At 64.3% G+C, this 26,687-nt stretch carries 28 protein-coding genes; 14 read left to right on the top strand and 14 right to left on the bottom strand.

What is annotated here, in order from left to right:
• Positions 1-935, bottom strand: a 935-nt coding sequence (locus tag AB7F49_RS27505; RefSeq protein ID WP_428528356.1) for an enoyl-CoA hydratase-related protein, incomplete at its 3' end; no start/stop codon positions are given.
• 96 nt (positions 936-1,031) lie between these two features.
• Between AB7F49_RS27505 and AB7F49_RS27500 the strand changes: the two genes are divergently transcribed.
• A complete protein-coding gene (locus AB7F49_RS27500; protein ID WP_428528354.1) occupies positions 1,032-1,814 on the top strand; it encodes an EAL domain-containing protein in 783 nt (260 codons plus the stop codon).
• 76 nt (positions 1,815-1,890) lie between these two features.
• On the opposite strand, the gene AB7F49_RS27495 is transcribed toward AB7F49_RS27500, so the two are convergent.
• The 3 genes from AB7F49_RS27495 to AB7F49_RS27485 all read right to left on the bottom strand — a co-directional run bounded on the left by AB7F49_RS27495 (position 1,891) and on the right by AB7F49_RS27485 (position 4,850).
• The gene (locus AB7F49_RS27495) at positions 1,891-2,349 is read right to left on the bottom strand and encodes a cupin domain-containing protein (protein ID WP_428528352.1); all 459 of its coding nucleotides are present in this window, start codon (positions 2,347-2,349) and stop codon (positions 1,891-1,893) included.
• Between the two features lie 23 nt (positions 2,350-2,372).
• On the bottom strand, positions 2,373-3,581 hold the full coding sequence (locus AB7F49_RS27490) for an acetyl-CoA C-acetyltransferase (protein WP_428528350.1): 1,209 nt from the start codon (positions 3,579-3,581) through the stop codon (positions 2,373-2,375).
• A gap of 111 nt (positions 3,582-3,692) precedes the next feature.
• Positions 3,693-4,850 carry an acyl-CoA dehydrogenase family protein gene (locus AB7F49_RS27485; RefSeq protein ID WP_428528348.1) on the bottom strand — a complete coding sequence of 386 codons (1,158 nt, stop codon included), beginning with the start codon at positions 4,848-4,850 and terminating at the stop codon, positions 3,693-3,695.
• A gap of 111 nt (positions 4,851-4,961) precedes the next feature.
• On the opposite strand from AB7F49_RS27485, the gene AB7F49_RS27480 reads away from it, so the two are divergent.
• Positions 4,962-6,779 carry an ABC-F family ATP-binding cassette domain-containing protein gene (locus AB7F49_RS27480; protein ID WP_428528347.1) on the top strand — a complete coding sequence of 606 codons (1,818 nt, stop codon included), beginning with the start codon at positions 4,962-4,964 and terminating at the stop codon, positions 6,777-6,779.
• A gap of 80 nt (positions 6,780-6,859) precedes the next feature.
• Here AB7F49_RS27480 and AB7F49_RS27475 read toward each other — a convergent pair whose 3' ends face one another.
• Together AB7F49_RS27475 and AB7F49_RS27470 are read right to left on the bottom strand one after the other, a co-directional pair.
• Entirely contained in the window at positions 6,860-7,309 is a 450-nt protein-coding gene (locus AB7F49_RS27475) for a YqaA family protein (RefSeq protein WP_428528345.1), read from the bottom strand.
• Positions 7,306-8,529 carry an NAD(P)/FAD-dependent oxidoreductase gene (locus AB7F49_RS27470; RefSeq protein WP_428528343.1) on the bottom strand — a complete coding sequence of 408 codons (1,224 nt, stop codon included), beginning with the start codon at positions 8,527-8,529 and terminating at the stop codon, positions 7,306-7,308. The genes AB7F49_RS27475 and AB7F49_RS27470 overlap by 4 nt, the downstream gene beginning before the upstream one ends.
• A gap of 235 nt (positions 8,530-8,764) precedes the next feature.
• On the opposite strand from AB7F49_RS27470, the gene AB7F49_RS27465 reads away from it, so the two are divergent.
• Entirely contained in the window at positions 8,765-10,351 is a 1,587-nt protein-coding gene (locus AB7F49_RS27465) for a caspase family protein (protein ID WP_428528341.1), read from the top strand.
• Positions 10,352-10,686: 335 nt separating this feature from the next.
• Complete coding sequence (locus AB7F49_RS27460; RefSeq protein WP_428528339.1) at positions 10,687-12,615, top strand: caspase family protein; 1,929 nt, start codon at positions 10,687-10,689, stop codon at positions 12,613-12,615.
• A 128-nt stretch (positions 12,616-12,743) separates the two neighbouring features.
• Here AB7F49_RS27460 and AB7F49_RS27455 read toward each other — a convergent pair whose 3' ends face one another.
• Positions 12,744-14,162 (bottom strand): APC family permease, encoded by a 1,419-nt coding sequence (locus tag AB7F49_RS27455; protein ID WP_428528337.1) that lies wholly within the window; start codon positions 14,160-14,162, stop codon positions 12,744-12,746.
• A gap of 112 nt (positions 14,163-14,274) precedes the next feature.
• Here AB7F49_RS27455 and AB7F49_RS27450 point away from each other — a divergent pair, with 112 nt between their 5' ends.
• On the top strand, positions 14,275-15,405 hold the full coding sequence (locus AB7F49_RS27450) for a cobalamin-independent methionine synthase II family protein (RefSeq protein ID WP_428528335.1): 1,131 nt from the start codon (positions 14,275-14,277) through the stop codon (positions 15,403-15,405).
• A 114-nt stretch (positions 15,406-15,519) separates the two neighbouring features.
• On the opposite strand, the gene AB7F49_RS27445 is transcribed toward AB7F49_RS27450, so the two are convergent.
• Positions 15,520-15,696 (bottom strand): YodC family protein, encoded by a 177-nt coding sequence (locus tag AB7F49_RS27445; RefSeq protein WP_428528334.1) that lies wholly within the window; start codon positions 15,694-15,696, stop codon positions 15,520-15,522.
• A gap of 357 nt (positions 15,697-16,053) precedes the next feature.
• Here AB7F49_RS27445 and AB7F49_RS27440 point away from each other — a divergent pair, with 357 nt between their 5' ends.
• From AB7F49_RS27440 to AB7F49_RS27425, 4 genes are read left to right on the top strand one after another with little or no spacing between them, the layout of a single operon-like run.
• Positions 16,054-16,422: a hypothetical protein gene (locus tag AB7F49_RS27440; RefSeq protein ID WP_428528332.1), complete on the top strand. Its 369-nt coding sequence runs from the start codon at positions 16,054-16,056 to the stop codon at positions 16,420-16,422.
• A gap of 3 nt (positions 16,423-16,425) precedes the next feature.
• Positions 16,426-17,565, top strand: coding sequence for a cyclophane-forming radical SAM/SPASM peptide maturase GrrM/OscB (gene grrM, locus AB7F49_RS27435; RefSeq protein ID WP_428528331.1), 1,140 nt, complete (start codon positions 16,426-16,428; stop codon positions 17,563-17,565).
• Positions 17,562-18,092: a hypothetical protein gene (locus AB7F49_RS27430; protein ID WP_428528329.1), complete on the top strand. Its 531-nt coding sequence runs from the start codon at positions 17,562-17,564 to the stop codon at positions 18,090-18,092. Before grrM ends, AB7F49_RS27430 begins: the two co-directional genes overlap by 4 nt.
• A gap of 42 nt (positions 18,093-18,134) precedes the next feature.
• The gene (locus tag AB7F49_RS27425; protein ID WP_428528327.1) at positions 18,135-18,647 is read left to right on the top strand and encodes a DUF1993 domain-containing protein; all 513 of its coding nucleotides are present in this window, start codon (positions 18,135-18,137) and stop codon (positions 18,645-18,647) included.
• A gap of 112 nt (positions 18,648-18,759) precedes the next feature.
• Here AB7F49_RS27425 and AB7F49_RS27420 read toward each other — a convergent pair whose 3' ends face one another.
• The 3 genes from AB7F49_RS27420 to AB7F49_RS27410 all read right to left on the bottom strand — a co-directional run bounded on the left by AB7F49_RS27420 (position 18,760) and on the right by AB7F49_RS27410 (position 20,487).
• Positions 18,760-19,014 (bottom strand): hypothetical protein, encoded by a 255-nt coding sequence (locus AB7F49_RS27420; RefSeq protein ID WP_428528325.1) that lies wholly within the window; start codon positions 19,012-19,014, stop codon positions 18,760-18,762.
• Between the two features lie 111 nt (positions 19,015-19,125).
• Positions 19,126-19,473 carry a hypothetical protein gene (locus tag AB7F49_RS27415; protein ID WP_428528323.1) on the bottom strand — a complete coding sequence of 116 codons (348 nt, stop codon included), beginning with the start codon at positions 19,471-19,473 and terminating at the stop codon, positions 19,126-19,128.
• A 144-nt stretch (positions 19,474-19,617) separates the two neighbouring features.
• Positions 19,618-20,487 carry an amino acid ABC transporter substrate-binding protein gene (locus tag AB7F49_RS27410; RefSeq protein WP_428528321.1) on the bottom strand — a complete coding sequence of 290 codons (870 nt, stop codon included), beginning with the start codon at positions 20,485-20,487 and terminating at the stop codon, positions 19,618-19,620.
• 146 nt (positions 20,488-20,633) lie between these two features.
• Here AB7F49_RS27410 and AB7F49_RS27405 point away from each other — a divergent pair, with 146 nt between their 5' ends.
• From AB7F49_RS27405 to AB7F49_RS27395, 3 genes are all read left to right on the top strand, one after another.
• Positions 20,634-21,431 (top strand): DUF1236 domain-containing protein, encoded by a 798-nt coding sequence (locus AB7F49_RS27405; RefSeq protein WP_428528319.1) that lies wholly within the window; start codon positions 20,634-20,636, stop codon positions 21,429-21,431.
• 228 nt (positions 21,432-21,659) lie between these two features.
• Complete coding sequence (locus tag AB7F49_RS27400) at positions 21,660-22,337, top strand: DUF1236 domain-containing protein (protein ID WP_428528317.1); 678 nt, start codon at positions 21,660-21,662, stop codon at positions 22,335-22,337.
• A 223-nt stretch (positions 22,338-22,560) separates the two neighbouring features.
• Positions 22,561-23,232, top strand: coding sequence for a DUF1236 domain-containing protein (locus AB7F49_RS27395; protein WP_428528316.1), 672 nt, complete (start codon positions 22,561-22,563; stop codon positions 23,230-23,232).
• 42 nt (positions 23,233-23,274) lie between these two features.
• Here AB7F49_RS27395 and AB7F49_RS27390 read toward each other — a convergent pair whose 3' ends face one another.
• On the bottom strand, positions 23,275-23,460 hold the full coding sequence (locus AB7F49_RS27390) for a hypothetical protein (protein WP_428528314.1): 186 nt from the start codon (positions 23,458-23,460) through the stop codon (positions 23,275-23,277).
• 101 nt (positions 23,461-23,561) lie between these two features.
• On the opposite strand from AB7F49_RS27390, the gene AB7F49_RS27385 reads away from it, so the two are divergent.
• Positions 23,562-23,954 (top strand): DUF3060 domain-containing protein, encoded by a 393-nt coding sequence (locus tag AB7F49_RS27385; RefSeq protein ID WP_428528312.1) that lies wholly within the window; start codon positions 23,562-23,564, stop codon positions 23,952-23,954.
• A gap of 194 nt (positions 23,955-24,148) precedes the next feature.
• Here AB7F49_RS27385 and AB7F49_RS27380 read toward each other — a convergent pair whose 3' ends face one another.
• Positions 24,149-24,595, bottom strand: coding sequence for a hypothetical protein (locus tag AB7F49_RS27380; protein ID WP_428528310.1), 447 nt, complete (start codon positions 24,593-24,595; stop codon positions 24,149-24,151).
• A gap of 262 nt (positions 24,596-24,857) precedes the next feature.
• Between AB7F49_RS27380 and AB7F49_RS27375 the strand changes: the two genes are divergently transcribed.
• Complete coding sequence (locus tag AB7F49_RS27375; RefSeq protein ID WP_428528308.1) at positions 24,858-25,832, top strand: ABC transporter substrate-binding protein; 975 nt, start codon at positions 24,858-24,860, stop codon at positions 25,830-25,832.
• A 466-nt stretch (positions 25,833-26,298) separates the two neighbouring features.
• On the opposite strand, the gene AB7F49_RS27370 is transcribed toward AB7F49_RS27375, so the two are convergent.
• Positions 26,299-26,505, bottom strand: a complete 207-nt coding sequence (locus tag AB7F49_RS27370) for a hypothetical protein (RefSeq protein ID WP_428528306.1) — start codon at positions 26,503-26,505, stop codon at positions 26,299-26,301.
• Positions 26,506-26,687: the final 182 nt, after the last annotated feature.

Genomic DNA, 26,687 nt, shown 5'->3' with positions numbered 1-26,687 from the left:
AGTTCGCCCATCGACACGAACAGCGTGCGGATCATGGCGGCGGCTTCCTTCGAGCGCAGGATATGCGCGAAGTAGCGCGACTCCACCGTCAGCGCGAGATCGAACGGCAATTGCAGGCCGTCGAACACCACCTGCATGATCGCGCGCGCCGCCGGGTAATTGTCGTAGGTCTGCTTGCGGTACAGCGCGCTCGCCGGCGAGAACACCATCATTCCAGCCTTCGACCAGACCAGTCCGCCGGGATTCTTGAAGCCTTTCACGTCCCAGGGCGCTACCGGCTTGCCGCCGGCCTTGATCCAGTCCTTCGCCGCGGTCACCAGATCGGCCGCCGGCACCACGTTGTCGATCAGCTTCATGCCCTTGGCACGCGCGACCTTGAGCTGCTCGCCCTTGGCGAGAAATTGCAGCGCGTCCGCCGGCAGCATCATGCGCGAGATGCGGGTGGTCCCGCCGGCGCCGGGGAACAGCCCGATCTTGATTTCGGGCAGGCCGATGCGGGTCTTGTCATGATCGGCCGCGATGCGGTGATGACAGGCAAGGCACAGTTCGAAGCCGCCGCCGAGCGCGGTGCCGTTGATCGCCGCCACCCACGGCTTGCCGCAGGTCTCGATCCGGCGGTAGAGCTGCGACAGCTTGCGGCTTTCCTCGAACAGCTTTTTCGCGGCCGCTTCTTCCCCCTGCGACTTCACCATGTCAGTGAACATGCCGCGCATGGTGTTGAGCAGCGTCAGGTCAGCGCCGGCGCAGAACGTATCCTTGCCCGAGGTGATGACGACGCCCTTGACCTTTTCGTCCGCCGTCGTCTTCTCGACGAGGTCCGACAATTCCTGGATGGTGGCCATGTCGATGACATTCATCGCGCGGCCCGGCGCATTCCAGGTGACCACACAGATGCCGTCGGAATCAGCCTCGATCTTGAAGGTTCCTTCACTCATGTCCGGGTTCCATCTTTTTCCATGACGGCCGATTAACAGGTTCGCAACCAGCCCCGCATAGCGTCAACGGGAAGTTGAGTGAGAAGCGACTGGATCATGAAGCAACGCCAGGCCTGCAGCGGCTGCCGCGACGACCTGCCGCTCGGATTTGATTTCGAGATGGCGTTTCAGCCGATCGTTGACGCCGCCTCCGAGCGCATCTGGGGCCACGAGGCCTTGGTCCGCGGCCGGAATGGCGAATCCGCCGCCAGCGTTCTGGCCAGCGTCACCGATACGAACCGCTACCGGTTCGACCAGGCCTGCCGGGTCAAGGCGATCGAATCCGCGGGCCGGCTGTTCGACGACGAGGACCTGCGGCTGTCGATCAATTTCATGCCCAATGCGGTCTACGAGCCATCCGCCTGCATCCGCACCTCGCTCGAAGCCGCGCGGCGTGTCGGCTTTCCGACCGAGCGCATCATGTTCGAATTCACCGAGGACGAGCGCGTGCGCGATGCCGGACATATCGAACGCATCATCGCCGAATACCGGCGGCTTGGATTCATCACCGCAATCGACGATTTCGGCGCGGGTTATGCCGGCCTCAAGCTTCTCGCCGAATATCAGCCGAACCTGATCAAGATCGATATGGCGCTGCTGCGCGGCGTCGATGCCAGCCCGGCGAAGCAGGCCATCGTCGCGGGAATAACCGGCATCGCGCGCGCCCTCGACATCTCCGTGATCGCCGAAGGCGTGGAGACCGAAAGCGAGTTGGCGGTCCTGCGCGCCACCGGTATTAGGCTGTTTCAGGGCTATCTCTTTGCGCGTCCGTCGTTTCAGGCGTTGTCTCCCGTTCCGATGCTCAATACGGGCAGCATCGGCATCGCCGGCGTCGCCTGATCTTCGCTGCGATCGCATTGCTTCTTACCCTTGGAATTTCCGGAGTCACCGCTTCACCGAAGGGATTCGTCGGAAACTAATAGGACCCGCCGTTCTTGCGCGTGAAGCGCACGCCGCCTTCATCCTTCTTCATGTGCAGGTCGACGTCCGGATAATGGCATTGCTCGATCGGCGCACGGGTGCCGATCTCGATGAACGCCGCATCGGCCTTCGACTTGTTCACGAGGCAATGCCCGTTGGCCACGCCCGCTTTCCAGCCCGCACAATCGCCAGCACGTAGAAGCGTCTCGCCATCATTCTCGATCAGCGTCACTTCACCCTCGACGACATAAACGAACTCGTCTTCCTGCTCGTGCCAGTGACGCTGCGCGGACATCGCGCCCGGCTTCAGCCGCGTGAGGTTGACGCCGAACTGAGTCAGTCCGCACACGTCGCCCAGCATCGTTTTGGTACGATCTTCGGTGCCTTTATGCAGACCGCCCGGATAGGCGGCGACGGTCCGCACCACCGCCTTGCTGACATCTACTTTCGGCATTTGCGCCTCTTCCTCCGGAATTCTTATACCCGCTCGATAATCGTCGCCGTCCCCATGCCGGCGCCGATACACAGCGTGACCAAAGCGGTGTTCAAATTGCGCCGCTCCAGTTCGTCGAGCACGGTGCCGAGGATCATCGCACCGGTGGCGCCCAGCGGATGCCCCATCGCGATGGCGCCGCCATTCACGTTGATCCGGTCATGCGGGATGTCGAGCGCCTGCATGTAGCGCAGCACGACCGACGCGAACGCCTCGTTCAGCTCCCACAGGTCGATGTCGGCTTCCGACATTCCGGCTTTCTTCAGCACCTTCTGCGTGACCGGGATCGGCCCGGTCAGCATGATGCCAGGCTCGGATCCGATATTGGCGAACGCCTTGATGCGCGCGCGCGGCTTCAGGCCCGCCGCTTTCCCGGCTTCGGCATTGCCGATCAGCACCGCCGCCGCGCCATCGACGATGCCGGACGAATTGCCGGCGTGATGGACGTGGTTGACCTCTTCCACTTCCGGATAGCGCTGCGTTGCCACCGCGTCGAAGCCGCCGAGCTGGCCCATCTCGACGAACGACGGCTTGAGCGACGCCAGCGACTGCATGGTCGTGGTCGGACGCATGTGCTCGTCGCGATCGAGCAGCGTGATGCCGTTGACGTCGCGGATCGGGAGGATGGAGTTCTTGAAGCGGCCGTCCGCCCAGGCTTCCGCCGCGCGCTTCTGGCTCTCGACCGCATAGGCGTCGACGTCGTCACGCGAAAAGCCGTACTTCGTCGCGATCAGGTCGGCGGAAATGCCCTGCGGCATGAAATAGGTCGGGATCGCCGCCATCGGATCCATGAACCAGGCGCCGCCCGACGCGCCGATGCCGACCCGGCTCATCGATTCGACGCCGCCGCCGATCGTCATGCTGTGCTGGCCGCTCATCACTTCCGCCGCGGCGAAATTCACCGCGTCCAGCCCTGACGCGCAGAACCGGTTGATCTGGATGCCCGGCACCTTGTCGCCGTAGCCCGCCAGCAGCGCCGAGATGCGCGCGACGTCGCCGCCCGCCTCCCCGACCGGATCGACGCAGCCCAGCACCACGTCGTCCACCAGTTCCGGATCGAGATTGTTGCGCTCGCGCACACCTTTCAGCACCTGCGAGGCGAGATTGACCGTCTGCACCTCATGCAGCGAGCCATCCACCTTGCCGCGTCCGCGCGGCGAACGAAGGTGATCGTAGATGAAGGCGTCGGTCATAACCTCTGTCTCCTTCCGGTCGTCCCCGCGAAGGCGGGGACCCATAATCACCGCCGGTGGTTATGGGTCCCGGCTCGCGCAGCCTTCGGCCGCTTGGCCGGGACGACAGCGTTACAAGCTTCGGGCAATCAAAAGCTTCATGATCTCGTTGGTGCCGGCATAGATGCGGAGCACCCGCGCGTCCCGGTACATCCGCGAGATCGGATATTCGTCCATATAGCCATAGCCTCCGAACAATTGCAGGCAGCGATCGATCACTTTTGCCTGCACGTCCGTGGTCCAGTATTTGATCATCGAGGCGGTGACGGTGTCGAGTTCACCTTTGACGTGGCGTTCGATGCAATGGTCGAGGAACACCTTGGCCGCGGTCGCCTCGGTCTTGCATTCGGCCAGCACGAATTGCGTGTTCTGGAAGTCGATGATCTTCTTGCCGAAGGCCTGCCGCTCCTTGACGTAATCGATGGTCAGCCGCAACGCGCGCTCCATCATCGACACCGCGTGGATGCCGACGATCAGCCGCTCCTGCGGCAATTCCTGCATGAGCTGGACGAAGCCCTGCCCTTCCTGCGTGCCGAGGAGGCTTTCGGCCGGCAGTTTGACATCCTCGAAGAACAGTTCCGAGGTGTCGGACGAATCCAGCCCGAGCTTCTTCAGCTTGCGCCCGCGCCGGAAGCCGCCCGCATCCGCGGTCTCGACCACGAACAGCGACACGCCCTTGGCGCCCGCCGACGGATCGGTCTTCGCCACCACCAGGATCAGATCGGCATGCTGGCCGTTGGTGATGAATATCTTCGATCCGTTCAGCACATAGCCGTTGCCGGATTTCTTCGCGGAGGTGCGCACGCCCTGCAGGTCGGAGCCGGTGCCCGGCTCGGTCATCGCGATGGCGCCGACCATTTCGCCCGACGCCATCTTCGGCAGCCAGCGCTGCTTCTGGTCCTCGGTGCCGTAATGAAGAATGTAGGGCGCGACGATCCCGGAATGCAGCGGCGCGCCGAAGGAGTCGAACCCGCACAGCGCGAATTCGCGGTTGATCACCGCTTCATGCGCGAAGGTGCCGCCAGCGCCACCGTATTTCTCGGGCATCGCTGCACACAGGAGCCCGGCCTCCCCAGTCGTGTTCCAGACCTCACGGTGATAGATCCCCGCCTCGTTCCAGCGCTCGATGTTGGGGGCGTATTCGGCCGCCATGAAGCGGCGAGCCTGGTCTTCCAGCAACACCAGGTCTTCCGTCATCCACGACGGCCGCGGCAGGTTCAGGACGTCCATTTGGCGATTCTCTCCCGCAAACAGCTTATTCCGGGCCAATGACGCGCGCGAGGCCATCGGCTCCTTTTTCGATGGTGCGGGGCGGAAGCCGCGCTATACACCGGCCCCACCATGGCCCCCCTGATCCAGTTGCGCGACATCGCGCTCACCTTCGGCGGCACGCCGCTGCTGACTTCGGCCGACCTGTCGGTTTCCGAGGGAGAGCGCGTCTGCCTGGTCGGCCGCAACGGCTCCGGCAAATCGACGCTGCTGAAAATCGCGGCCGGCATGGTCGAGCCGGATCGCGGCAGCGTGTTCGTCCAGCCCGGCGCCACCATCCGCTACCTGCCGCAGGAGCCTGACCTTTCCGGCCACGCCACCACGGCGTCCTATGTCGAGGCCGGGCTCGCCCCGGGCGACGACCCCTACCAGGCCCGCTATCTGATTGGGCAGCTTGGCCTGACCGGCGCCGAGGACCCCGCCGAACTGTCCGGGGGCGAGGCGCGCCGCGCCGCGCTGGCACGGGTTCTGGCGCCCAACCCCGACATTCTCCTGCTGGACGAGCCGACCAACCATCTCGACCTCGTCACCATCGAGTGGCTGGAAAGCGAGTTGAAAGGCCGCCGCTGCGCGCTGGTGCTGATCAGCCACGACCGGCGCTTTCTGGAGACACTGTCGCGCGTCACCGTCTGGCTCGACCGCGGCCAGACCCGGCGGCTGGAGATCGGTTTCAAGGACTTCGAAACCCGCCGCGACGAAATCCTGGCGGAAGAGGAGCGCGAGCAGCACAAGCTCGACCGCAAGATCGTCGCCGAGGAGCATTGGGTGCGCTACGGCGTCACCGCACGGCGCAAGCGCAATGTCCGGCGCATGGGGGAGTTGCAGGCGCTGCGCCAGCAGAGGCGCGATTATCGCGGCAGCGTCGGCAAGGCCAATATCAGCGTCGCGGAAGCCGACAAGTCCGGCGCGCTGGTGATCGAGGCGAAGAACATTTCCAAGTCCTATGACGCCCGGCCGATCGTGAAGGACTTCTCCACTCGCATCAATCGTGCCGACCGCATCGGCATCGTCGGCCCGAATGGCAGCGGCAAGACCACGCTGCTGTCCCTGCTCACCGGGACGCTTGCGCCGGACGCGGGCTCCGTGCGCTTCGGCGCCAATATCGAGATGGCGGCGCTCGAACAGGATCGCGACAGCCTCGATCCGGACTGGACGCTCTCCGAAGCGCTGACCGGCGGGCGCGGCGACACCGTCACGGTCGGTGGACAGACCAAGCATGTCGTGGGCTACATGAAGGACTTTCTGTTCTCACCGGAACAGATTCGCACGCCACTGCGCGCGCTTTCCGGCGGCGAACGCGGGCGGCTGATGCTGGCGCGTGCGCTGGCCAAGCCTTCGAACCTGCTCGTCCTCGACGAACCGACCAACGATCTCGATCTGGAAACTCTCGACGTGCTGGAGGAGACGATCGCGGACTATACCGGCACCGTGATCCTGATCAGCCACGATCGCGATTTTCTCGATCGCGTGGTCAGCGCCGTCATCGTGCCGGAAGGCGACGGTGTCTGGAACGAATATGCCGGCGGCTATTCCGACATGCTGATCCAGCGCGGCGCCGATATCGCGTCGACCAAGCCGGGTCGCGAGGCTCCATCAAAGGAGAAAAAGGCGGCGGCTTCGGCGGAAGACGCGCCTGCGGCACAAAGGTCGAAGAAGAAACTCTCCTTCAACGAGAAGTTCGCGCTCGACAATCTGCCGAAACAGATCGCCAGGCTCGAAGACGACATCCGCGCTTTGCAGAAAAAGCTGGATGACCCCGGCCTCTATGCGCGCGACCGCAAGGCGTTCGACGCCACGACCGCAGCCATCGCCAAGGCACAGGCCGACCTTGCCGCCGCGGAGGAGAAATGGCTGGAGCTGGAAATGCTGCGTGAGGAGATCGAGGGGTAGCCCGGGTCGCCATTGTCCGCTCGTCCCCGCGAAGGCGGAGACCCAGCGCAAGACTCTGGATTCCCGCTTTCGCGGCAAGTTCACATCACCGGCCCCATCACCCCCATCGCCCCCAGGGCCAGCAGCACGTAGCGCGCGGTTTTTGCGATCGAGACCAGAATCAGAAACGACCAGAACGGCTCGCGCATCAGGCCGGCGGCAATGGTCAGCGGATCGCCGATCACCGGCGCCCAGCTCAAGAGCAGCGACCAGCGTCCCCACCGGTGATACCAGCCCTGCGCCTTGTCGAGCGCCTGCGGCGATACCGGAAACCATTTGCGGTCGCGGAAGCGCTCGGCAAAACGCCCGAGCAGCCAGTTCACGCAGGAGCCCAGGATATTTCCCGCGCTGGCGACCGCGACCAGCAGCCAGGGCGAGAAGTTGCCGGTCATCAGCAATCCGACCAGCGCCACTTCGGAATGTGCAGGCAGAATGGTCGCCGCGACGAACGCCACCGCGAACAATCCGGCATAAGCCGCAAGATCGGTCATGCAGGCAGCGCCGCGTTCCGCCAGGAAAGCCAGCGCGCGGCGCCCTCGCCTGCCGCAGCGCCCGTCGCGAAACACGCCTGCAGCAGATAGCCGCCGGTCGGGGCTTCCCAGTCCAGCATCTCGCCCGCGACGAACACGCCGGGCTTCTGCTTCAGCATGAATGAATCGTCGATCGCATCGAACGGCACGCCACCGGCGGTCGAGATCGCGCGAGCGAGCGGCGCAACGCCGGTCAGTGTCACCGGCATCGCTTTCAGGAATGCCGCCATCTCATCCGGTGCAAGTGCGCCGAGCCTGCCGATGGTGATCTCCTGCGCCAGCCCGATCGCAACAGGCGACAGCGATAACGACTTGCGCAGCATGTTCGACAGCGACGCCTTGCCGCGCGGCGCGCCGAGCCTGCGCGTCACCGCAGCGATGTCCATGTCAGGCAGGAGATCGGTGAGCAGTTCGGCGTTGCCTGTGTCCTCGATCGCCTCACGCAGCAGGGGCGACAGCGCATAGATTGTACCGCCCTCGATCCCCTCGCGGGTGATCACGACTTCGCCGCGCACCCGCTGCCCGCGGAATGACAACGCAACGGGCTTCAGCGGCTTGCCTTCGAAACGAGCGCGGAAATGGTCGGACCACCCGACGCGAAACCCGCAATTCGAAGGCCGCAGCGGCGCAAGCGTGATGCCTTCGCGGGACAGAATGTCGGCCCAGCCGCCATCCGATCCGAGCCGAGGCCAGCTTGCTCCGCCCAGCGCCAGCACCGTGACGTCCGCCGTCGCACGAACAACGCCCTCCGGCGTGTCGAAAACCAGCGCGCCGTCATCTGCCCAGCCGGTCCAGCGATGCCGCAGCGCGACTTTCACGCCCATCGCATCGAGCCGCCGCAGCCAGGCGCGCAGCAGCGGCGATGCCTTCATCGCCTGAGGAAAGACGCGGCCACTGGTTCCGGCAAAGGTCGGCTGACCGAGGTCAGCGCTCCAGGCGCGCAGGCGCTCCGGAGGAAACGCGTCGATCGCATGCCGCAGATAGTGTTCCGCCGTGCCGTATCGTGACAGAAACCGGATCAAATCGTCCGAATGCGTCAGGTTGAGTCCGCCACGTCCGGCCATCAGAAACTTGCGCGCAAGCGATGGCATCCGCTCGTAGACGGTGACCGCAATATTTGCGCGGGCCAGCGTTTCCGCCGCCATCAGCCCGGCCGGCCCGCCGCCAATCACTGCATGCATCTGCCGTTACATCCCGCATCAGCTATCCGCGCGGTGTGGCAGAAGGGCGCAGGCCAGCGCAAGCACCGAACCGCGCGGGTTTTGCCCAAAGCCGGAAATGAACCTCCGAACGAGTGCCGCCGACCTACTGACGACCGGAGAAATTTGCCGCGCCAGCGCGGCTGCGCCGGATAACCGGTGTTTCCGGAAAACTTGAATCGAAAATTCCGCATCTGGAAACGGCCTGGAGGTTGAAATGCTAAAGCAACTGACATGCGCGTGCCTGACATTGATCGCCCTGGCATTCGCTCCCGTTGCGTCCTTTGCCAAGGATCGCTTTGCGCTGGTGATTGGAAATTCGCAATACAGGAGCGTCAATCCGCTCGGCAATCCCGCCCGCGATGCGGCTGCGGTCGGCGCCCTGCTGAAGCAGGCTGGCTTCGACGTCACGTCGGCGCTGGACCTCGACAAATCGAGCATGAGCCGCGCGCTTCGCACGTTCACACGCAGCGTCTCCGAAAGGCCGGAAGACGCTGTCGTTCTGATCTATTATGCGGGTCATGGATTGCAGGTCGATGGCGAAAATTTCCTCATTCCCACCGATGCCGTGATCGCACAGGAATCCGACGTCGCAGTCGAAGCCATGCGGCTGGCCGACGTGATGACCATGCTCGAAACGGTTCGCAGCAAGACCCGGATCGTCATCCTCGACGCCTGCCGAGACAATCCGTTCGCCGACATGGCAAAAACGGCGCCGCGCGGCCTTGCGCTGGTGAACGCGCCGGCCGGCACGCTGATTGCCTACTCGACCTCACCCGGCAACACCGCCGATGACGGCTCGGCCGGCAATTCACCCTTCGCCGCGGCGCTGCTGAAATCCGCGCGCGAACCGGGACTGCCGATCGAGACGGCGCTGAAGAATGTCCGGCTCGCCGTGCATGGCGTCACCGGCGGCCGGCAAACCCCGTGGGAGGTCTCCGCGCTGATCGAGCCGTTCTCGTTCTTTCCGGGCGGAAAGGCCGTCGCCGCCGATCCAAGTGCCGCGAAGAACACCGACGCGTGGCGCAAGGAATTGCGGTCGATGTCGCCGCGGCAGGCTGCCGAGGTTGCGATCCGCGAAGACAACGTGATCGTGTACGAAGTGTATCTGTCGATTTATGGCGGCGATGTCCTCGCTGCGCCCGTGCGCGCCATCCTCGACCGGCGGCAGATGATGATCGCCTGGCTCGAAGCGGTCACCTTGAATACTGCGTCCGCCTTCGAGGCGTTTCTCAGGCGATTCCCGAACAGCGACCTCGCCGAGACCGCCCGCAGGCTTCAGGATCGCACCGAGGCGCGTTCCTCGTTCGCGCGCTCGATCACGCCGGTGCTCGGTCTGTCCGCCAATGCGCTGAACAACGCACCCCAAACCATCGTGCGCGAGGTGAGGGTACCGGTCGAGGTGATCCGGGAGGTGAAGGTGCCGGGCCCGGTGCGGGAAATCATCAAGGAGGTGAAGGTCCCCGGACCGGTGAGGGAAATCATCAAGGAGGTGAAGGTCCCCGGGCCGGTGAGGGAAATCATCAAGGAGGTAAAGGTCCCCGGACCGGTGCGGGAAATCATCAAGGAGGTGAAGGTTCCCGGACCGGTCAAGATCGTTCCGGGTCCAGTCAAGATCGTTCCCGGCCCTGTGAAAATCGTGCACGTCCCGGGCTTGAGCAAGCCATGCCGATGCGGCGGCGGCGGCAATATTCGCATCCCGGGTGGTGTGAACCAGGGCGGCCACCGATTCCAGGGCGGCGGTCGCGGCGATCTCAGGGCGCTCGACAAGGCCCTAAGGCAGCTCGGCAACAGGCGACGCTGACGGAAGGGCCGGCTGCGTGATCCAAGGCCGGCCCTTCAATCCAGGCTCACCGCGGCCCGGCCTTTGCGCCGGGCCGCCTGGGCTCATCGCCGGAACGTGAGATTCGGCGGGTGTCCGGACTGCAAATCAGCGGCTATACTGGATATCGGTGACATGTTCCCCGTACGGAGTACGGAGAATGTCCGCCGCGACCAACCGACGGCCCGCGAATTTGTCCGCAGACAGTCCGTTCGCACGGCATGCGGATCGGCCGGGCGTCAGCGCCGCGAATGATGATGCGGCAGGTCCGACGATGCAGGTCCGATGATGCAGGTCCGACCAGGGAGGGCTTGAAGATGCTTCGGCAACTGGGATTCGCATGCGCGGCCGTCGCCGCGATCTTCTCCGCACCGATTCCGGCTTCCGCGCAGGAGCGGTTCGCTCTGGTGATCGGAAACTCCCAGTACAAGAGCGTGAGCGCACTCGCCAACCCGGCCCGCGACGTCGAAGCGGTCGGCGCGCTGCTGAAGGACGCCGGCTTCAACGTCACCTCCGGACTCGATCTCGACAAGTCGAGCATGAGCAAGGTGATCCGCTTTTTCACCACGAGCATCGCCGAGAAGCCCGAAAACACCGTGGCGCTGATCTATTTCGCCGGCCACGGCGTGCAGGTCGACGGCGAGAACTTTCTGGTTCCGGTCGACGCCGCGATCGCGCGCGAGGCCGATGTCCCGCTGGAAGCGATGCGGATGGCAGACCTGATGTCGATGCTCGAGACGGTGCGCGCAAAGACCCGCATCGTCATCCTCGATGCTTGTCGTGACAATCCGTTCGACGACATTGCCAAGACCGCACCGCGCGGGCTTGCGCTGGTGAACGCGCCCGCCGGCACCCTGCTGGCCTATTCGACATCACCCGGACACACGGCCAGTGACGGAACGGGGCGCAATTCGCCGTTCGCGCTCGCGCTCCTGAAGTCGGCGCGCGAGCCCGGCCTGCCGATCGAAAGCGCTCTGAAGAATGTGCGGCTTGCGGTCCATGGCACGACGGGCGGCCGGCAGACGCCATGGGAGGTGTCGGCGCTCACCGAGCCATTCTCGTTTTTTCCGGACGCCAGGAAGCCGCGCCCCGGCCCGGTCGCGGAAAAGACCGCGGAAACATGGCGCAGCGAGCTGCGAGCAATGTCCCCGCGCGACGCCTTCACCATTGTCGTGCGCGAGGACAATGTCGTTGTGTATGAGCAATATCTTGCGCTGTTCGGCAGCGACCCGCTGGCCGTCAACCTGCGCTCGCTGTTCGATCGCCGGCTGATGATGCTGGCCTGGCAGGAGGCCGTGGCACTCAACAGCGAGGCGGGGTTCGCGGCCTTCCTCGCGCGTTATCCGAACACCGACTTGAGCGCGACTGCGCGCAGACTTCAGCAGCGCGCGCAGAATCGTCTCGCGCTTGCTTCGGTGCTGGGCGGTGCGCGCGATGCGAACCAGATTCGCGCGATCAGCAATCCGGGCAATACCTGCCCCTGCACCCTGCCGGGCGCCCCGAACCAGCCGGGCAATCCGGTCCCGCCCAACGCGATCCCTCCGGGAACGCGCGCTTCCGTTCCGGTCGGGCCGATTGCGCCGCCGCCACCGGTCGGCATACCGGTCACCACGCCTGGCGGCCCGGGAGGACCGGTCTTCGTACCGGACACGCCGGTCTACGTGCCGGTGATCCCGCCGCGCATCACGGATCCGGTCCGCATCCGCGATCCGCGCCGGCCGAACCGTCCGAAATATCCGGACAACGATCGCGCCAGCAAGCCCGACCACGACAGCAACAAGCCCAGTCATCCGGACCGCGAACGTGACCGCGGCACCGGCAAGCCCGACAATGCCAAGAAAAAGCCGGATTACAAAAATCGTGAGGGCCGCGGCAACCGTGAGGGCCGCGACAGTCGCGAAGGTCGCGGCAATCGCGAAAGTCGTGGCAATCGCGAGGGCCGCGGCAATCGCGAAAGTCGTGGCAATCGCGAGGGCCGTGGCAATCGCGAGCTCCAGGGCAATCGCCAATTCCAGGGTCACCGCCAGATCCAGGGTCATCGTCAGGGCAATCGCGAAGGGCGCAACAATCGCGGGGGCCGCGGCGGCGGCTTCAACTTCGGCGGTGGCGGTGGCGGGGGCGGTGGTTTCAAGTTCGGTGGCGGGGGCGGCGGCAGGAAATTTGGCGGCGGTGGGGGCGGCGGCGGCAGGAGTTTTGGCGGTGGCGGCGGAGGCCGAGGAGGAGGCGGAGGCTTCAGGTTTCGCTGAGCCTCGCGCGCTTGGGATCGCCCGCACAAGCGGGCGATCCAGTTGACACCGCAACTCGGAACATCACCGGATGCTTCCCGCTCGCGCGGGGCAAGACGACAGGCCGCCGCGCCTTCGACTCCCCTGTCCTAGTTTTTTGGCCCGTGGCCGCCGATGTCCTCCATCACGGGGTCGGCCGGCTTCACGCCGGTCGCCCGATTGATCAGGATCGTCACCACCCAGAGCACCACGCCGATCGCAAGCAGCACGCCCGCGATCCGGTATTGCTGCGGATCGCGGCCGGTCCACGGACCGACCAGGAACGCGCAGGTGATCGCGCCGAGTACCGGGACGATGGTTGGCGTGCGAAAATGCGGATGCGCGACCCTGTCCTTGCGCAGCACCAGCACCGCGACATTGACGACCGTGAACACGCCGAGCAGCAGCAACGCAGTGGTGCCGCCAAGTGCCGGTATTTCTCCGACGAAGGTGATCAGCAGGAAGGCGAGCAGCGTGGTGAACAGAATCGCGACATAGGGCGTGAGGCGGGTCCGATGCACCCTGCCGAGCGCAGCCGGCAGGACGTGCTCGCGGCTCATGCCGTAGACCAGCCGGCTCGCCATCAGCATGTTGATCAGCGCGGAATTGGCGACCGCGAACATGGTGATGAAGCCGAAAATCCAGACCGGGAAATTCGGCGCCCCGGCCTGCACGACTTTCAGCAGCGGGGTCTCGCCCTGTCCCAGTTCTTCCGGCGACACCAGCGTGATCGCCGAAATCGAGACCAGCACATAGACGGTGCCGGTGATGAGCAGGCCCGCCAGCAGGATTTTCGGAAAGATGCGCGTCGGGTCCTTGGTTTCTTCCGCCATGTTGACGGAATCCTCAAATCCCACCATGGCGAAAAAGGCGAGCGTGGTCGCCGCGATCACCGGCCAGATGAAACTGGTATCCGGGCTGGTCTTGAATTCGAACGCGCGCGAGACGTCGCCCTGGCCAAGCCCGATCGCCCACAATCCGATGATGATGATGATCAGGAGCCCGGTCAGTTCGACGCAGGTCAGGACCACATTGGCCTTCACGCTCTCGCCGACACCGCGGAAATTGACGATCGCGACCAGCGCCATGAAGGCAAGACCCAGCAGCGTGATGCCGATGCCGCCCGCGAGATCGAGATTGAACGAATGTGCGAAATTGGCGGCGAAGGCGCGCGACGCGGTCGAGGCCGAGGTGATGCCGGAGCACATCACCGCGAAGGCGACGATGAAGGTGAAGAAGTGAATGCCGAAGGCGCGGTGGGTGTAGAGCGCGGCGCCGGCGGCACGCGGATATTTGGTGACGAGCTCGAGATAGGAGAAGGCCGTCATCAGCGCCACGACGAAGGCCACGACGAACGGCAGCCAGACCATGCCGCCCACCTGTTTCGCCACCTGTCCGGTCAGCGCATAGATGCCGGTGCCGAGGATATCGCCGACAATGAACAGGAGCAGCAGCCACGGGCCCATCACCCGCTTGAGCTCAGGCTGCGCCTGACCCGCCTCCGTCCGGCCTTCCGCAACCGCGGTCATCGCAGTCCCTCTTGCTTCCTTGCCGCCGGCCAGACCAGCCTACTGGGAGGGCGCCGTTTGCGCAAAGATGCGCTTGCGCTATCCCGTGGTTTCGAGCCTCTGCGGAGCTTTCATGCAACGTTCGACCGATCGAATTCTCACCACCCATGTCGGCAGCCTGCCTGGTCGCGGCGAGGCCGGGCATGACAATCCGGATGCGGCGGCAATCCGGGCGATCGTCGACGCTCAGCGAGACGCCGGCATCGATATCGTCAACGAGGGCGAATTCACCAAGGGCGGCGACTGGCTGAGCTTCATCGACGGCCGGCTCGGCGGGTTTGAGACGGCATCCGCGGCCGGCGCGCCGCTGCTCATGCAGGGCAGGGACCGCGAGACCTTCGCGGAATTCTACAAATTCGCCGCCGAACGCGGCACGCTGTTCTATGTCACCAGGGACAAGCCGGCGGTGAAGCGCGTCTACCGGGAATGCACGGGGCCCATCACCTATACCGGCCAGGCCGCGCTGCAGCGCGAGATCGACCTGTTCAAGGCAGCCTTGGGCGCGGAGGCGAAGGCCGACACCTTCCTCACCACTACCGCACCGGCCAGCCTCGAACCCTATCACGCCAACAGATATTACAGGACCACCGAGGAGTTTCTGTTCGCATTCGCCGACGCCATGCGCGTCGAATACGAGATGATCGCCAATGCCGGCTTTCTCGTTCAGGTCGACGACGCCTGGCTTGCCGCACTCTGGGAACGCATCGGCGTCGGCATGGGGCTCGATGCGTTCCGCAAATACTGCATGCTGCGCGTCGATGCGCTCAATCATGCGCTGCGCAACATCCCGGAAGACCGCATCCGCTATCACCTCTGCTGGGGGAGCTGGCATGGCCCCCATGCCTTCGACATTCCGCTGCGCGACATCGTCGACATCCTGCTGCGGGTGAAGGCGCAAGCCTATCTGATCGAGGGAGCCAACGCGCGCCACGAGCACGAATATCATGTGTGGGAGGACGTGAAGCTGCCCGCCGGCAAGATCCTGATCCCGGGCGTGGTCGCGCATGCGACCGACACCATCGAGCATCCCGAACTGGTGAGCGAACGCATCCAGCGCTACGCGGCGCGGGTCGGCCGGGAGAATGTGATCGCCGGCACCGATTGCGGGTTCGGCGAGCGCACCCATCCGCAGATCGCCTGGGCGAAGTTGCGCGCCATGTCGGAGGGAGCGGCGCTGGCGACTGCCGCGCTGAAGTTTTCGTAGCGTGAAAGACGGATTGGCCCGGCGCTATGCCGGTTCTTCCGCGATGGAAGCCGCCTTCGCATGTGCCGTCCCGCGCCGGACCGGCGGACGCCGGAACGCAAGACCGGAAATCGCCTATCGCTCCTCGTTGAGCATCAGGCTGGTGAGGGCGAATGAACGGCTTTGCAACTGCTGATCGTCGGTGAACCACTCGCAAAAGGCACTTTTCCCATCCACCATTGCGATGGTCATGCGGGGTCCCCCGGACTTGAGGCTGACCGCGTCGCCCGGCTTGAAATCGCTGTCTGACACGCTGATGTGCTCCGAAGGCTGGATTACCGCGCCTGCGGTAACACAGAGCACGACGCATTGCACCGAATCGCTGGCCTCAATCCGTCCGAATCGGTGCGAATGAAATCTGCCGCGATGGGTCAGCCGGACATCTTACCGACCTGACAGACTTGTGACGCTTTGAAGCGTCAAAAGTCGATGGAATCGACCATCGCGCCGGGTGCAGAGCACTTGTCTGCGAAGGATTAAACGCTAATATGCCCCGCCTTTCAGCGGGAAGGGTAGCCAACAAAGGCGGTTGAGCCCATGGACGAGAAATTGACACGGCGTAACCTGTTGCGAACCCTTCTTGGGGGCGCAATCACCACGGCGGGGGTCGTGACGCTCGCCCGCACCTCGCTCGCCAACGTGCCGGAGACGCCTGTCGATGTCGCCAGCCTTTCCGACCTCGACGTTCAGGCCCGGGCCGCTGATCTGGAAGCGGCTGACGTCGTCGGCCCCGCCGGCGAGGCCCATGCACAGTTCATTAACCTCCCCGGCGTCGGCGGCTTCGGCAATCGCGGTGGTTTCCGCAACGGCGGCGGCTTCTTCAATGCTCCGTTTGGAAATGGCGGTTTCCGGAATGGCTTCCGCAACGGCGGCGGCTTCCGCAACGGTGGCGGCTTCCGCAACGGCGGCGGCTTCCGCAACGGTGGCGGGTTCCGCAACGGAGGCGGCGGATTCCGCAACGCGTTCCGCAATCGCTAGAGCATGATTTCTGCCGACCACGTCGGTCCCCTGGAACTGCTCGTTGTCCAGCCGACCCCGTTCTGCAATCTCGACTGCACCTATTGTTATCTTCCGGACCGGCTGGACAAGCGGAAGATCACGATCGAGACGCTGGAAAAGACCTTCAACTGGGCCTTTTCCTCCGGTCTGGTACGTCAACCCTTCACGCTGCTGTGGCATGCCGGCGAACCGATGGTTCTGCCGGCATCGTTCTATGAGGACGCCACGCTCCTGCTCGAGCGCTGCAACACCAGCGGCGTCGAAGTCACGCAATCCCTTCAGACCAACGCGACCCTGGTCAACGACGCCTGGTGCGACTTCCTGCGCCGCCGCAACGTGCAGGTGGGGGTCAGCGTCGACGGGCCGGATTTCCTGAACGACCGCAGTCGCAAGACCCGGAACGGCAGCGGCACGCTCGATCGCATCCTGCGCGGCATGCAGAAGCTGCGCGAGCACGAGATTTTCTTCGACGTGATCACGGTGCTGACGTCGGCGTCTCTGGACTATCCCGACGAGCTGTTCGATTTCTACATCGAGCACGGCATCACCGACGTCGCGTTCAACGTGGAGGAGATCGAGGGGCCCCACGTGACGTCGTCGCTGGCCGGCAGCGGTACGGAGCCGCGTTTCCGCCGCTTCTATTCGCGCTTCATGGACCTCGCACTCGCGTCGGACCCGCCGCTGCGGGTGCGCGAATTCGAGACGTCCCGCAGTTCGATCGCGCACCGCGAGCAGCTCAAGACGCGAACCCAGGAATGCCGCCCGTTCGGCATCCTCAACGTCGACTGCACCGGCAATTTTTCGACCTATTCACCCGAGCTGCTCGGCCTGAGCTCGCCGCGGCTCGGCAGGTTCGCGCTCGGCAACGTGGCGACGGATTCGCTGGACTCCGTGCTGAGCATGCCGCGGTTTATCGCCCTTGACGACGAAATCCGCCGCGGCGTGGACCTGTGCAAGGAAAGCTGCCGTTACTATCCGTTCTGCGGCGGCGGTCCGCCCGGCAACAAGTATTTCGAGAATGGCGACTTCGCCACAACGGAAACGATGTCCTGCCGCCTGCACAAGAAGGCGACCTTCGACGTGGCGCTCGACAAGTTCGAACGAATCAAGGCCGCCATGTGAAGGCCTGCTTCGCGATCGCTTCGCATTTCAGCGTCAAGGGTTCCTGGTCGGATCGGTTGCTCGTCGCAGGAGCCGAAGGCTGGCGGCCTCCGCGCGAGGACGAGCTGACCGAGCTGACCAGTCCATCCGGGGATGACACCGCCGGCTTTAGACTGTTTTCGGTGCCCACGCATATGCGCCACCGCTTCTGGGCGATGTTGAACGACGAAGCCACGGAGGGCAGCGGCGATTTCGAATACTTTTCCGACGATCTGGCCGAATTCCTCGGTTTCAAAGGCCTGACGCCACCGAAGGATTCGGTGTGCGAATTGCTGGTTCAGGACGCGGGTGGAACGGTCTCGACCGGTGACGTCTGGGCCCTGATCAATTTTGGGGAAGAGCCGGTTCTGCTTGCCTGGCCTGAATTGCGGCTCCGGCTCAGCCCGGGTGATGGTTTCCGCATGGCCCCGGAAAGTCCTCCGGACGTCCTTCCGCCCGCGACGGATGAATTGAACGTGCTGGTGGCCATTCGCACGGGCGCTGCATAGGCCCGGCAATTTCAGCGAACGGACACGAAGGATCGACGCCCCATGCCCATCTCGATGTACCAGGCTTCGGTCCCCGTTTTCCGGCACGGGCTTGGCACGCTCAGCCACATTCTGCGCAAGGGCGAAGCGCATGCACGCGAGACCGGCTCCGATCCGGCCTCCCTCGTCGGGGCGCGGCTGGCGCCCGACATGCTGACGCTTGCCGGCCAGGTTCAGCGCGCGAGCGATACCTCGAAGCTCGCGCTCGAAAGAATCACCGGAGTGACGGCCCCGAAAATGGAAGATAACGAAGCAAGCTTTGCCGATCTTCTTGCGCGCATCGAGCGTACGGTTATGTTCATCGACTCGTTCGCGGAGGCGCAGTTCGAAGGCACCGACGCGACGCCGATCGAACTCAAGCTGCGCAGCTTCACGCCCGTCTTTACCGGCGCGTCCTATCTGCTCACCTTCGCGCTGCCGAACTTCTTCTTCCACGTCACGACGGCATACGACATCTTGCGGCACAAGGGCGTGCCGCTCGGCAAGCTCGATTATCTGCGGCTGCAGGAATCGTAAATCGCGGCATCCGCGAAGCGAAAACCACCACCGACCCGATCACTGTCGAATCGGTGGCGATATCGCGGTGCGGGGCTTCGCTCGCGCTCGGCCCCAGGGGCCGCAAGCACCCTCAGTAATAGCGATAGCGATAGCGCGGTGCGTAGTAACGCGGCGCGTAATAGCGTGGCGCGTAGTAGCGCGGCGCATAGTATCGCGGCCGATAATAGGGCCGGCGATAGCCGTAATAATACTGCACCGGTTGCGCAGTGGTTGCATCCGGCACGGTCAGCCCGGAATCAAACCGGGCTTCAGCGCTCGTCGGAACGGCGACCGCGGCAACCGCGAGTCCCACACCAGCGGCAACAATCATCATCAGCCTACGCATAGGAAGTTCCTCTCGTGTTTGAGCCAAGATCAGCAACCGTTGAAGTGTGTCTTCGGTTGCGCCGTGTTTGCGAAGACACCCCCGAGAGGAAGCCTTCGGTCCCCTGCCGCGCTACCACCGATACCCGTAGCGGTACGGACGATAGCCGTACCCGTAACCGTAACGGAGCGGCGCATAATAGCGCGGTGCGTAGTAACGCGGCGCATAATAACCATAATAGCGCGGCGCGTAATACGGTCGATAGCCGTAATAGGCTGGCGCGTAGCCGCCGTAATAGGCGGGCCGGTAATAACCGCCGTAATAGCCTGCATTCGCGATGGCGGCACCGGCAAGGACGCCTGCCGCAACACCCGCGCCGACCCAGCACCCGCGGCAGCCAGCGTCAGCGGATTTTGGCGCGGCAACGGTCGCAGCCGCGATCGACACAGCTGCCACGAGGCTCAGCATGAGCTTGCGCATGATTCTCTCCTCAACACGCGTGATGGTTCCACCCGACACACACGCCCGGGCCAAACCATAACACGCGTGGGGCCGAGAATTTCTGAACGACATTCACACTTTCATGAACGAAGGTGAACGAAATGCCAGACACGCGGCCGCATTTTATTGCGGCAGTGCACCCAGCGAGAACGCACTGAGCAACACCGGACCGGGCTTCAGCTTGATCTGCTCGAACCACTTGCCGAACACCTTGAAGATGAGCCCGGAACGGAAAACCTCGGCAAGCGCGGTGTTGACCGCAAGCCGGAACGCCCAGTCGCCGCGCGGCAGGGCAATCGCATAGGGCTCGAACGACAGGTCGTCCGGCAGCATCGTCAGCGCCTTGGCATCCTGAAACCGCGCGCCGACCAGCAGCAGCTTGTCGCTCGCATAGCCGTCGACTTCGCCCTTTTCCAGCGCGGCGACCCCGGCATCGCGATCCTTCACCGGCACCAGCGTGGCCTTCAGCCTGCCCTGCTTGATCAGTTCGGCAATCGCCTGTTCATTCGTCGTATTGGCCGCGACCGCGATTTTCTGGCCGTTGAAGTCACCCGTCTTGGCGATTCCGGCAGCGGTGCGCACCACGATCCCGGTGCTTTCGACGAAGGTGACCGACGAGAAATCCACCTGCTTCATGCGCGACAGCGTTATTGTCGAGGAACCGCATTCCAGGTCGGCCTTGCCCTGCGCCACCATGTCGAAGCGGTTTTGCGTCGTGACCTCGACCCATTCGATCTTGAGCGGCGCATTGAGCGATTTGCCGATCGCCTCCGCCGCAATCCGGCAAAGGTCGATGGTGTAGCCGGTCGGCTCCCTGGTCTGCGGATTGACGAAGGAGAACGGGGTCGCGGCTGCGCGATAGCCGATCTTGATGGTCTTCGTATCCGCGATCCGTTTCAGGCGGCTGTCGGCGGGAACCTGCGCGCTCGCAAGCGAGGCGGTGACAATCACGGCAAGGGCCAGAGTGAGAAAGGCGGTGGCAGCGCGCAGCATCAGAATACTCCCCGAGAATTGGCAGGCGGAGGTTAGTCGCTGGCGATGGAACCGGCAAATGCGGCCGGCGCACCGCATCGCGGAACGAACCGTTGCCAGCCCGCGTTCAACCGCAGACCTCACTCTCACAATCCTGCGAGGCTGTCATGACACGCGCGCTCCTCCCCGCCATGCTGATGTCCGCCGCGATGCTGACCGGGGCACAGGCCCAGACCATCGGCACCGCCACCACCGACCTCAACCTCCGCTCCGGTCCCGACCCGCAATTTCCCGTGATCGGCATGCTGCGCGAGCGTCAGCGCGCCACCGTCATCGGCTGCATCGAAGGCAGCCGCTGGTGTCAGGTCGATGTTCGCGGGCGGCGCAGCTGGGCCTATTCGCAATACATGACGTTTGCCGGCGACACCGTCGCCCTTCTCCCGCAGCCTGAAATCGAGGTGGCGCCGGCCCGCACCGTCGTCGCCGCAGCCCCCGCGCCGCTCCCGGTTGCACCGGTTGCGGTGCCGATTCCGATTCCGGTCCCGGTTGCGACCCCGGTGCCGGTCTACACCCCCGCGCCGGCCGTCACCTATCAGCAGCCCGCGCCGGCCGTGACCTACCCGGCGCCCGCCGTCGCCTACCGGGCGCCCACAACCACACTGGTCGAGACCACCGGCGTGCGCACCCGCGCCTATGCCGGCCGGCTGATCGCGCCGCGCGAAGTGGTTTATGCCGCAACCACTCCGCCCCCGGCCTACCTGCCGCCGCGGTCGGTGCGGACATTCATCGCGGCAAATCCGCTCGACCCGGTCTATCTCGAGGGCAGTCTGACCATCGGAGCCGGCCTGCCGGTCGAGATCGACCTCACGCCGGTCCCGGGCTCGCGCTTCAACTATGCGTATGTGAACGACTATCCGGTGCTGGTCGATCCGGCCAGCCGGCGCATCGTCTACGTGTATCGCTAGGTGATGATCGCAGGGCGGATGAGCGCGTCAGCGTCATCCGCCCAATCCCTCGAGTTTTCAGCAGACATTCAGCGAATTCTTCTCACGCGTCTTCACGCGCGCGTCACGCCGCCTTGATGGCCGGCAATCCGATTCATTTGAACCAAGTTCCCGCCTCCCCGTTATGCCGCCGGACATTTCTGTTGCGGCATCCTTGCACCATCACTCGATCACCCGAGGGGCTCCGTCATGAAACGCGTTCTGTTCACAGCTGCCATTCTCACATTCGCATCCTTCGGCGCCGCGCAGGCGCAAACCATGGGCACCGCCACCACCGCGCTCAACATCCGCTCCGGCCCCGGCCCGGAGCAGCCGGTGATCGGCTACATGAAGCCGCGCCAGAGGGCACAAATCCTCGGCTGCGTCGAAGGCAGCCTGTGGTGCCAGATCAGCTTCCGCGGCCAGCAGGGCTGGGCCTATTCGCAATACATGACGCTTGCGGCCGGCGGCGGCACCATCGTGGTGCGCGAACCGGCCAATATCGTCGGTGTGCCGGTCGTCGCCTATAACGGCTATGTCGCGCCGAGCTATCGCGCCGATGTCGCGCCGATCGCAGCCGCGATCACCGCACCGATCGTGGGCGCGGGTGGCGCGGGTGCGGCCGCCATCGGCGCGCCGAGCCCAACGGTCTATGCCTCGACCTATCTGCCCCCGGTTACGCCGCCGCCTGCGGTCGGCACCTACGTCACCGCGAATGCGGCACCCTCCTTCGCCTATACGGGTGAAGTCGTGGTCGGCGCCGGCCTGCCGCGAACCGTGGTGCTGAACAACGTGCCGGACTATCGCTATCAGTATGTCTATGTGAACGACACGCCGGTGCTGGTCGATCCGGTGACCCGGCGCATCGTGTATGTGTTCCGCAACTGATTTCCGCAGGGCGATGCGGCGCCTGCAGGGCGGATCGCCGGCCCCCCGATCGGCCTGACTGAAGCGAAGGCCCGGCCGCGCAAGCGCCGGGCCTTTCCTTGTGCACCGCACCGCAATGCGCGACGCACAATGGAAGAAGCTGCGCCCCATTCCGCCGCGGCGTGTTCCGGTCTATGCTGCGCCATTGCAGGAGCGCTTGTGCCGCTTCGCAGGGGGCTCTGTCATGACACGCGTCATCGTCTCCGCCATCGTCTCACTTGCATTCATCGCCACAGCGCACGCGCAGACCACCGGCACCGCCACCACCGATCTCAATATCCGCTCCGGGCCCGGACCGGAGCAGCCGGTCATCGGGCTGATCAAGGCGAAGCAGCAGGCCCGCATCCTCGGCTGCATCGAGGGCAGCCTGTGGTGCCAGGTTGATTTCCGGGGTCAGATCGGCTGGTCCTATTCGCAATACATGTCGCTTGCGGCCGGCGGCGGCACCATCGTGGTGCGCGAGCCCGCGCATGTCGCGAGCGTCCCGGTCATCACCTACAATCCGCCGGGCGCGGTTGCGGTAGTGCCGACCTACCGGCCGGAATACATCCCGCCGCCACTGTTTCCCACCCCCACCGTGATCGGCCCGGGCGGCGCGGGCGCAGCCGCCATCGGCGCTCCGGATCCGATCACCAACCTTGCACCGGTGACGCCGCCGCCGACGGTCGGCGCCTATGTCACCTCGAACGTCGCACCCTCCGTCGTCTATCCCGGCGCGGTGGTGGTCGGCGCCAGCATTCCGCACACCGTGGTGCTGAACAACGTGCCCGACTATCGCTATCAGTATGTCTATGTGAACGACACGCCGGTGCTGGTCGATCCGGTGACGCGGCGCATCGTGTATGTGTTCCGCTAGCTTCGCGGCGCGCGCGTCCCGGAACTGGAATCGCAGAATGGGCTATTTCAGCCCCAGTCGATCCGTGGTCCACCGCGTGGCAAGTCCGATGGTCACGCCGATCAGGACCGGCATCGACCATTCGACCACGGGACCGTAGCCCGCGAACCAGTAGACCAGGCCGATGGCGGGCCAGCCCAGCACGAACAGGATCAACCCGGCTCTGACGATGATGGCATCGGCGGTCATGACGGTTGGTCGGGACGAAGCGGCGTCCGGTTCATCGGGAGACCGGCCTGCCCATCCGTGATGCACCATCGGTGCTACGCTGGTGGCCGCGAGGACCTGGAATGGCGCGCATCGCTTTGCCCCTGCTTGCAGCCGTGACGCTGACCGCGTGCGGCGGCGACAATCCCGACCGGACCTATAGCGGCGTGGCGGTCGCCACGCATGATTGCGGCAAGGAGAAAAAGGTCGCGGTCGACGGCACCGGCGGCAGTTTCACCCTGAACGGCACCTGCGACAGCGTGACGGTCAACGGCGGCGACAACAGGCTTGCCGTCGAGGCGTCAAAGGCAGTCACGATCAACGGCGCGCGGAATGTGATCGACGTCGGCGCCGCCGACCGGATCGCCGTGCGCGGCTATGGCAACACGGTGACATGGCGGAAGGGAGCAAGCGGCAGCGCGCCGCATACGGTGACCGCCACCGGCGACCGCAATGCCATCACCCAGGCGCAATGACCGGCCACCGGATTTTCCGGCGCGCGCCGTAGCCCGCATGAAGCCACCGGGTCGGCGCGAAGCGCCGCCCGATGACAGGCTCCGCGCAATGCGGGCAAAGGACGTGTAGGGTCGGCCCCGGATTTCGCTTTCGCTCCATCCGGGCTGCGCTTGCCGCGATCGCGGAATGCCGCGCACCGCGGGTGTCAGGCATCCTACTTCTTCGTCACCTCAAGGCAGGTTGAGACGGCCGGCTTGTCGCCAGCCTGCTTCGCTCCCGACTGGATGTAGCAATAGGAGAACGTGTTGCCCGAGAGCTTGCCGATATAATATCCGTCCGTATCTGCCATCATGACGGTGCTATCGTCGGTCGACACCGTTCCGATGAACGGTTCTATGGTCGTCTTGCCGCCCGAGGCGCCATCGCCGGCAATCACGCTCTCTCCCCAGAAGCGGCGGCCATCCTGCCCGGTGATCCTCAGGGTGATGTCGCGGTCTGCCAGCAGGGGCTTTTCCCAGGTGCCCTTGCTCTCGGGCCAGTGCGGGCCACCGGCTCCGGCAATGATCGTGTGGGTTTTCCCGATCCAGGACCCCTTCATGTCGGCAGCAGAGGCAGCTGGTACCGCGAGCAGCATACAAAACAAAGCAAGCTTGAGTTTCATGCAGACCTCTCGTCACGATAAACAAGAAAATAGTTGCACGGTCACATGACAGTGGAAAGAGGCACGGCGCGGCGGTTCACAAATATTCCGAACGGGCGCTGGCGTTTCGTCACCGTGTCGTCCGCATGGAGCGAAGCGGACTGCGGGAATAGCGGCCGCGGACTTCGCTGCGCGCCATCCGGGCTGCGCTGCGCTTATTGCGCCCTGCGGGCTGCGCTCGCTACACTGCTGTCGCGTTGACGGGGTCGGATCGGGGCGGGCTATGAAGCGACGCGAGTTCATCACCATGGTCGGTGGGTTCGCATCCTTGCCACTCTTGGCGCGGGCGCAAAAGGCAACAAGGCCGGTTATCGGCTTCCTGGGAGCCGCAACCGCCGCGGCCATGAGCAAGTGGGCAGATGCTTTCGTCAAACGCATGGCCGAACTTGGCTGGGTGGACGGTCAAACGATCGCGATTGAATATCGCTGGGCGGAAGGTCGAATAGACCGGGCGGTTGAAATTGCCTCAGAGTTTGTGAAGCTGAACGTAAGCGCGATCGTGACAGCCGGTGTAGGTCCCTCACAGGCAGCAAGCCGCGCAACTTCCGAAATACCAATCGTTTTCGCCGTGAACTCGGACCCGATTGGCAGTGGAACGATCAAATCCTTGCCGCGGCCCGGTGGAAACGTCACAGGCCTCTCAATTCAGTCGAGCGACCTTTCAGGAAAGCGGATTGAACTGCTGCGTCATCTCGTACCCAATGTCACCGAGTTTGCGATCCTGGGCAACGGGGCCGATCCAGGCGCCATGCTCCAGATTCAGTCAGTGGAAGCGTTGGCTCCAGCGCTTGGACTGACGATTCTTCCTCTTAGAGTCCGGACCGCGGACGATATCGATGCCAGCCTCGCATCGATCAAGGGCAGAGCCAAAGCCCTCTTTGTCTGCGCTGACCCGTTTCTGATGACAAATAGGGAACGCATCTTTTCGCAGACCACCGCCGCCGGTCTCCCCACGATGGCTGATCTTCGCGAATTCGTGCTGGCAGGGGCCACGATGTCTTACGGACCGAATTTCGCGGACATGTTCCGCCGCGCAGCGGATTACGTTGACAAGATATTGCGTGGCGCGCGACCCGAGCAATTGCCGGTTCAGCAGCCGACGGTTTTCGATTTCGTGGTGAGCGTACCCAACGCTCGTGCCCTTGGGCTCGATGTACCCCCAATTCTTCTGGTATTGGCCAACGAAGTAATCGAGTAGGCAATCACTCGGCGACTCGCGAATCCCCTTTAAGGGTCGACTGGAAATTTCAAAGACTCCCGATCTCGGCAAGCGATTTCGCGAACTCGTCCTGCGCGTCCTCGGGCCAGGAGGCCACGCGCTCAAGCAGCCTTTCGATGCTGTGCTTGGTCATGGCGAGACCATACCAAATCGCGTCGTTCCGCGTCTCCGCCGCGTGCCGCGCCGCCGGACGCCTCGTAGCCCGCATGGAGCCACCGGGTCGGCGCGAAGCGCCGCCCGATGACAGGCTCCGCGCAATGCGGGAACGCCTGCCCCGGATTTCGCTGCGCTTCATCCAGGATACCGTTGCTGCTCGTCGTTTGTAGGGCGCAATAAGCGAAGCGCATTGCGCCGGGTGCGGAAAGCGGGGGGATGCCGTCGCGTGCGTTCGCTGCATGTCGGCTGGGCCGGACACGTCGGTTTACTGTGGCGCAATGCGCTTCGTTTATTGCGCCCTACGGGCTACGCGCTCGAACGCTTCGGGGTCGAATTCGACCGATTGGCCGGCGGCCGCCTCGGCTTCCGCCGTCCTTAGGTCGGCCAGCAGCTTTTCACGCTCCTCATCACTCAGGACAAGCAACTCCTCCATGGTGGTGACGGGCACCATCGTGGTGGCGCGCGATTCTTGCTTGCGGCTGGGTTTGGCGGTCATTAGCAAAACATAGCATCTGGCGCGAGATTTCGCCACGGAAGCCTTGAGCCGCGAACGACGAACCTATCCCGCTCGTCCCCGCGAAGGCGGGGACCCAGCGCCGCAATCGCGAACCTGTGCTAGCTTAGATTCCAAAAATATCTCTCTTCAGGTCGGCGTAAACGGCCATCCCCGGCTTTAAC

This window comes from Pseudorhodoplanes sp., assembly GCF_050250235.1.
Taxonomy (GTDB): Bacteria; Pseudomonadota; Alphaproteobacteria; order Rhizobiales; family Xanthobacteraceae; genus Pseudorhodoplanes.
This window is presented reverse-complemented; position numbering and strand designations above follow the sequence as displayed.

Excerpts from the sequence above, each read along its gene's own strand:
- AB7F49_RS27380 (WP_428528310.1), bottom strand. The coding sequence starts at position 24,595 with ATGAAACTCAAGCTTGCTTTGTTTTGTATGCTGCTCGCGGTACCAGCT.
- AB7F49_RS27410 (WP_428528321.1), bottom strand. The coding sequence starts at position 20,487 with ATGCTGCGCGCTGCCACCGCCTTTCTCACTCTGGCCCTTGCCGTGATT.
- AB7F49_RS27460 (WP_428528339.1), top strand. The coding sequence starts at position 10,687 with ATGCTTCGGCAACTGGGATTCGCATGCGCGGCCGTCGCCGCGATCTTC.
- AB7F49_RS27425 (WP_428528327.1), top strand. The coding sequence starts at position 18,135 with ATGCCCATCTCGATGTACCAGGCTTCGGTCCCCGTTTTCCGGCACGGG.
- AB7F49_RS27400 (WP_428528317.1), top strand. The coding sequence starts at position 21,660 with ATGAAACGCGTTCTGTTCACAGCTGCCATTCTCACATTCGCATCCTTC.
- AB7F49_RS27480 (WP_428528347.1), top strand. The coding sequence starts at position 4,962 with ATGGCCCCCCTGATCCAGTTGCGCGACATCGCGCTCACCTTCGGCGGC.
- AB7F49_RS27450 (WP_428528335.1), top strand. The coding sequence starts at position 14,275 with ATGCAACGTTCGACCGATCGAATTCTCACCACCCATGTCGGCAGCCTG.
- AB7F49_RS27500 (WP_428528354.1), top strand. The coding sequence starts at position 1,032 with ATGAAGCAACGCCAGGCCTGCAGCGGCTGCCGCGACGACCTGCCGCTC.
- AB7F49_RS27455 (WP_428528337.1), bottom strand. The coding sequence starts at position 14,162 with ATGACCGCGGTTGCGGAAGGCCGGACGGAGGCGGGTCAGGCGCAGCCT.
- AB7F49_RS27470 (WP_428528343.1), bottom strand. The coding sequence starts at position 8,529 with ATGCATGCAGTGATTGGCGGCGGGCCGGCCGGGCTGATGGCGGCGGAA.
- AB7F49_RS27385 (WP_428528312.1), top strand. The coding sequence starts at position 23,562 with ATGGCGCGCATCGCTTTGCCCCTGCTTGCAGCCGTGACGCTGACCGCG.
- grrM (WP_428528331.1), top strand. The coding sequence starts at position 16,426 with ATGATTTCTGCCGACCACGTCGGTCCCCTGGAACTGCTCGTTGTCCAG.
- AB7F49_RS27390 (WP_428528314.1), bottom strand. The coding sequence starts at position 23,460 with ATGACCGCCGATGCCATCATCGTCAGAGCCGGGTTGATCCTGTTCGTG.
- AB7F49_RS27495 (WP_428528352.1), bottom strand. The coding sequence starts at position 2,349 with ATGCCGAAAGTAGATGTCAGCAAGGCGGTGGTGCGGACCGTCGCCGCC.
- AB7F49_RS27475 (WP_428528345.1), bottom strand. The coding sequence starts at position 7,309 with ATGACCGATCTTGCGGCTTATGCCGGATTGTTCGCGGTGGCGTTCGTC.
- AB7F49_RS27415 (WP_428528323.1), bottom strand. The coding sequence starts at position 19,473 with ATGCGCAAGCTCATGCTGAGCCTCGTGGCAGCTGTGTCGATCGCGGCT.
- AB7F49_RS27485 (WP_428528348.1), bottom strand. The coding sequence starts at position 4,850 with ATGGACGTCCTGAACCTGCCGCGGCCGTCGTGGATGACGGAAGACCTG.
- AB7F49_RS27490 (WP_428528350.1), bottom strand. The coding sequence starts at position 3,581 with ATGACCGACGCCTTCATCTACGATCACCTTCGTTCGCCGCGCGGACGC.
- AB7F49_RS27395 (WP_428528316.1), top strand. The coding sequence starts at position 22,561 with ATGACACGCGTCATCGTCTCCGCCATCGTCTCACTTGCATTCATCGCC.
- AB7F49_RS27420 (WP_428528325.1), bottom strand. The coding sequence starts at position 19,014 with ATGCGTAGGCTGATGATGATTGTTGCCGCTGGTGTGGGACTCGCGGTT.
- AB7F49_RS27405 (WP_428528319.1), top strand. The coding sequence starts at position 20,634 with ATGACACGCGCGCTCCTCCCCGCCATGCTGATGTCCGCCGCGATGCTG.
- AB7F49_RS27375 (WP_428528308.1), top strand. The coding sequence starts at position 24,858 with ATGAAGCGACGCGAGTTCATCACCATGGTCGGTGGGTTCGCATCCTTG.
- AB7F49_RS27370 (WP_428528306.1), bottom strand. The coding sequence starts at position 26,505 with ATGACCGCCAAACCCAGCCGCAAGCAAGAATCGCGCGCCACCACGATG.
- AB7F49_RS27465 (WP_428528341.1), top strand. The coding sequence starts at position 8,765 with ATGCTAAAGCAACTGACATGCGCGTGCCTGACATTGATCGCCCTGGCA.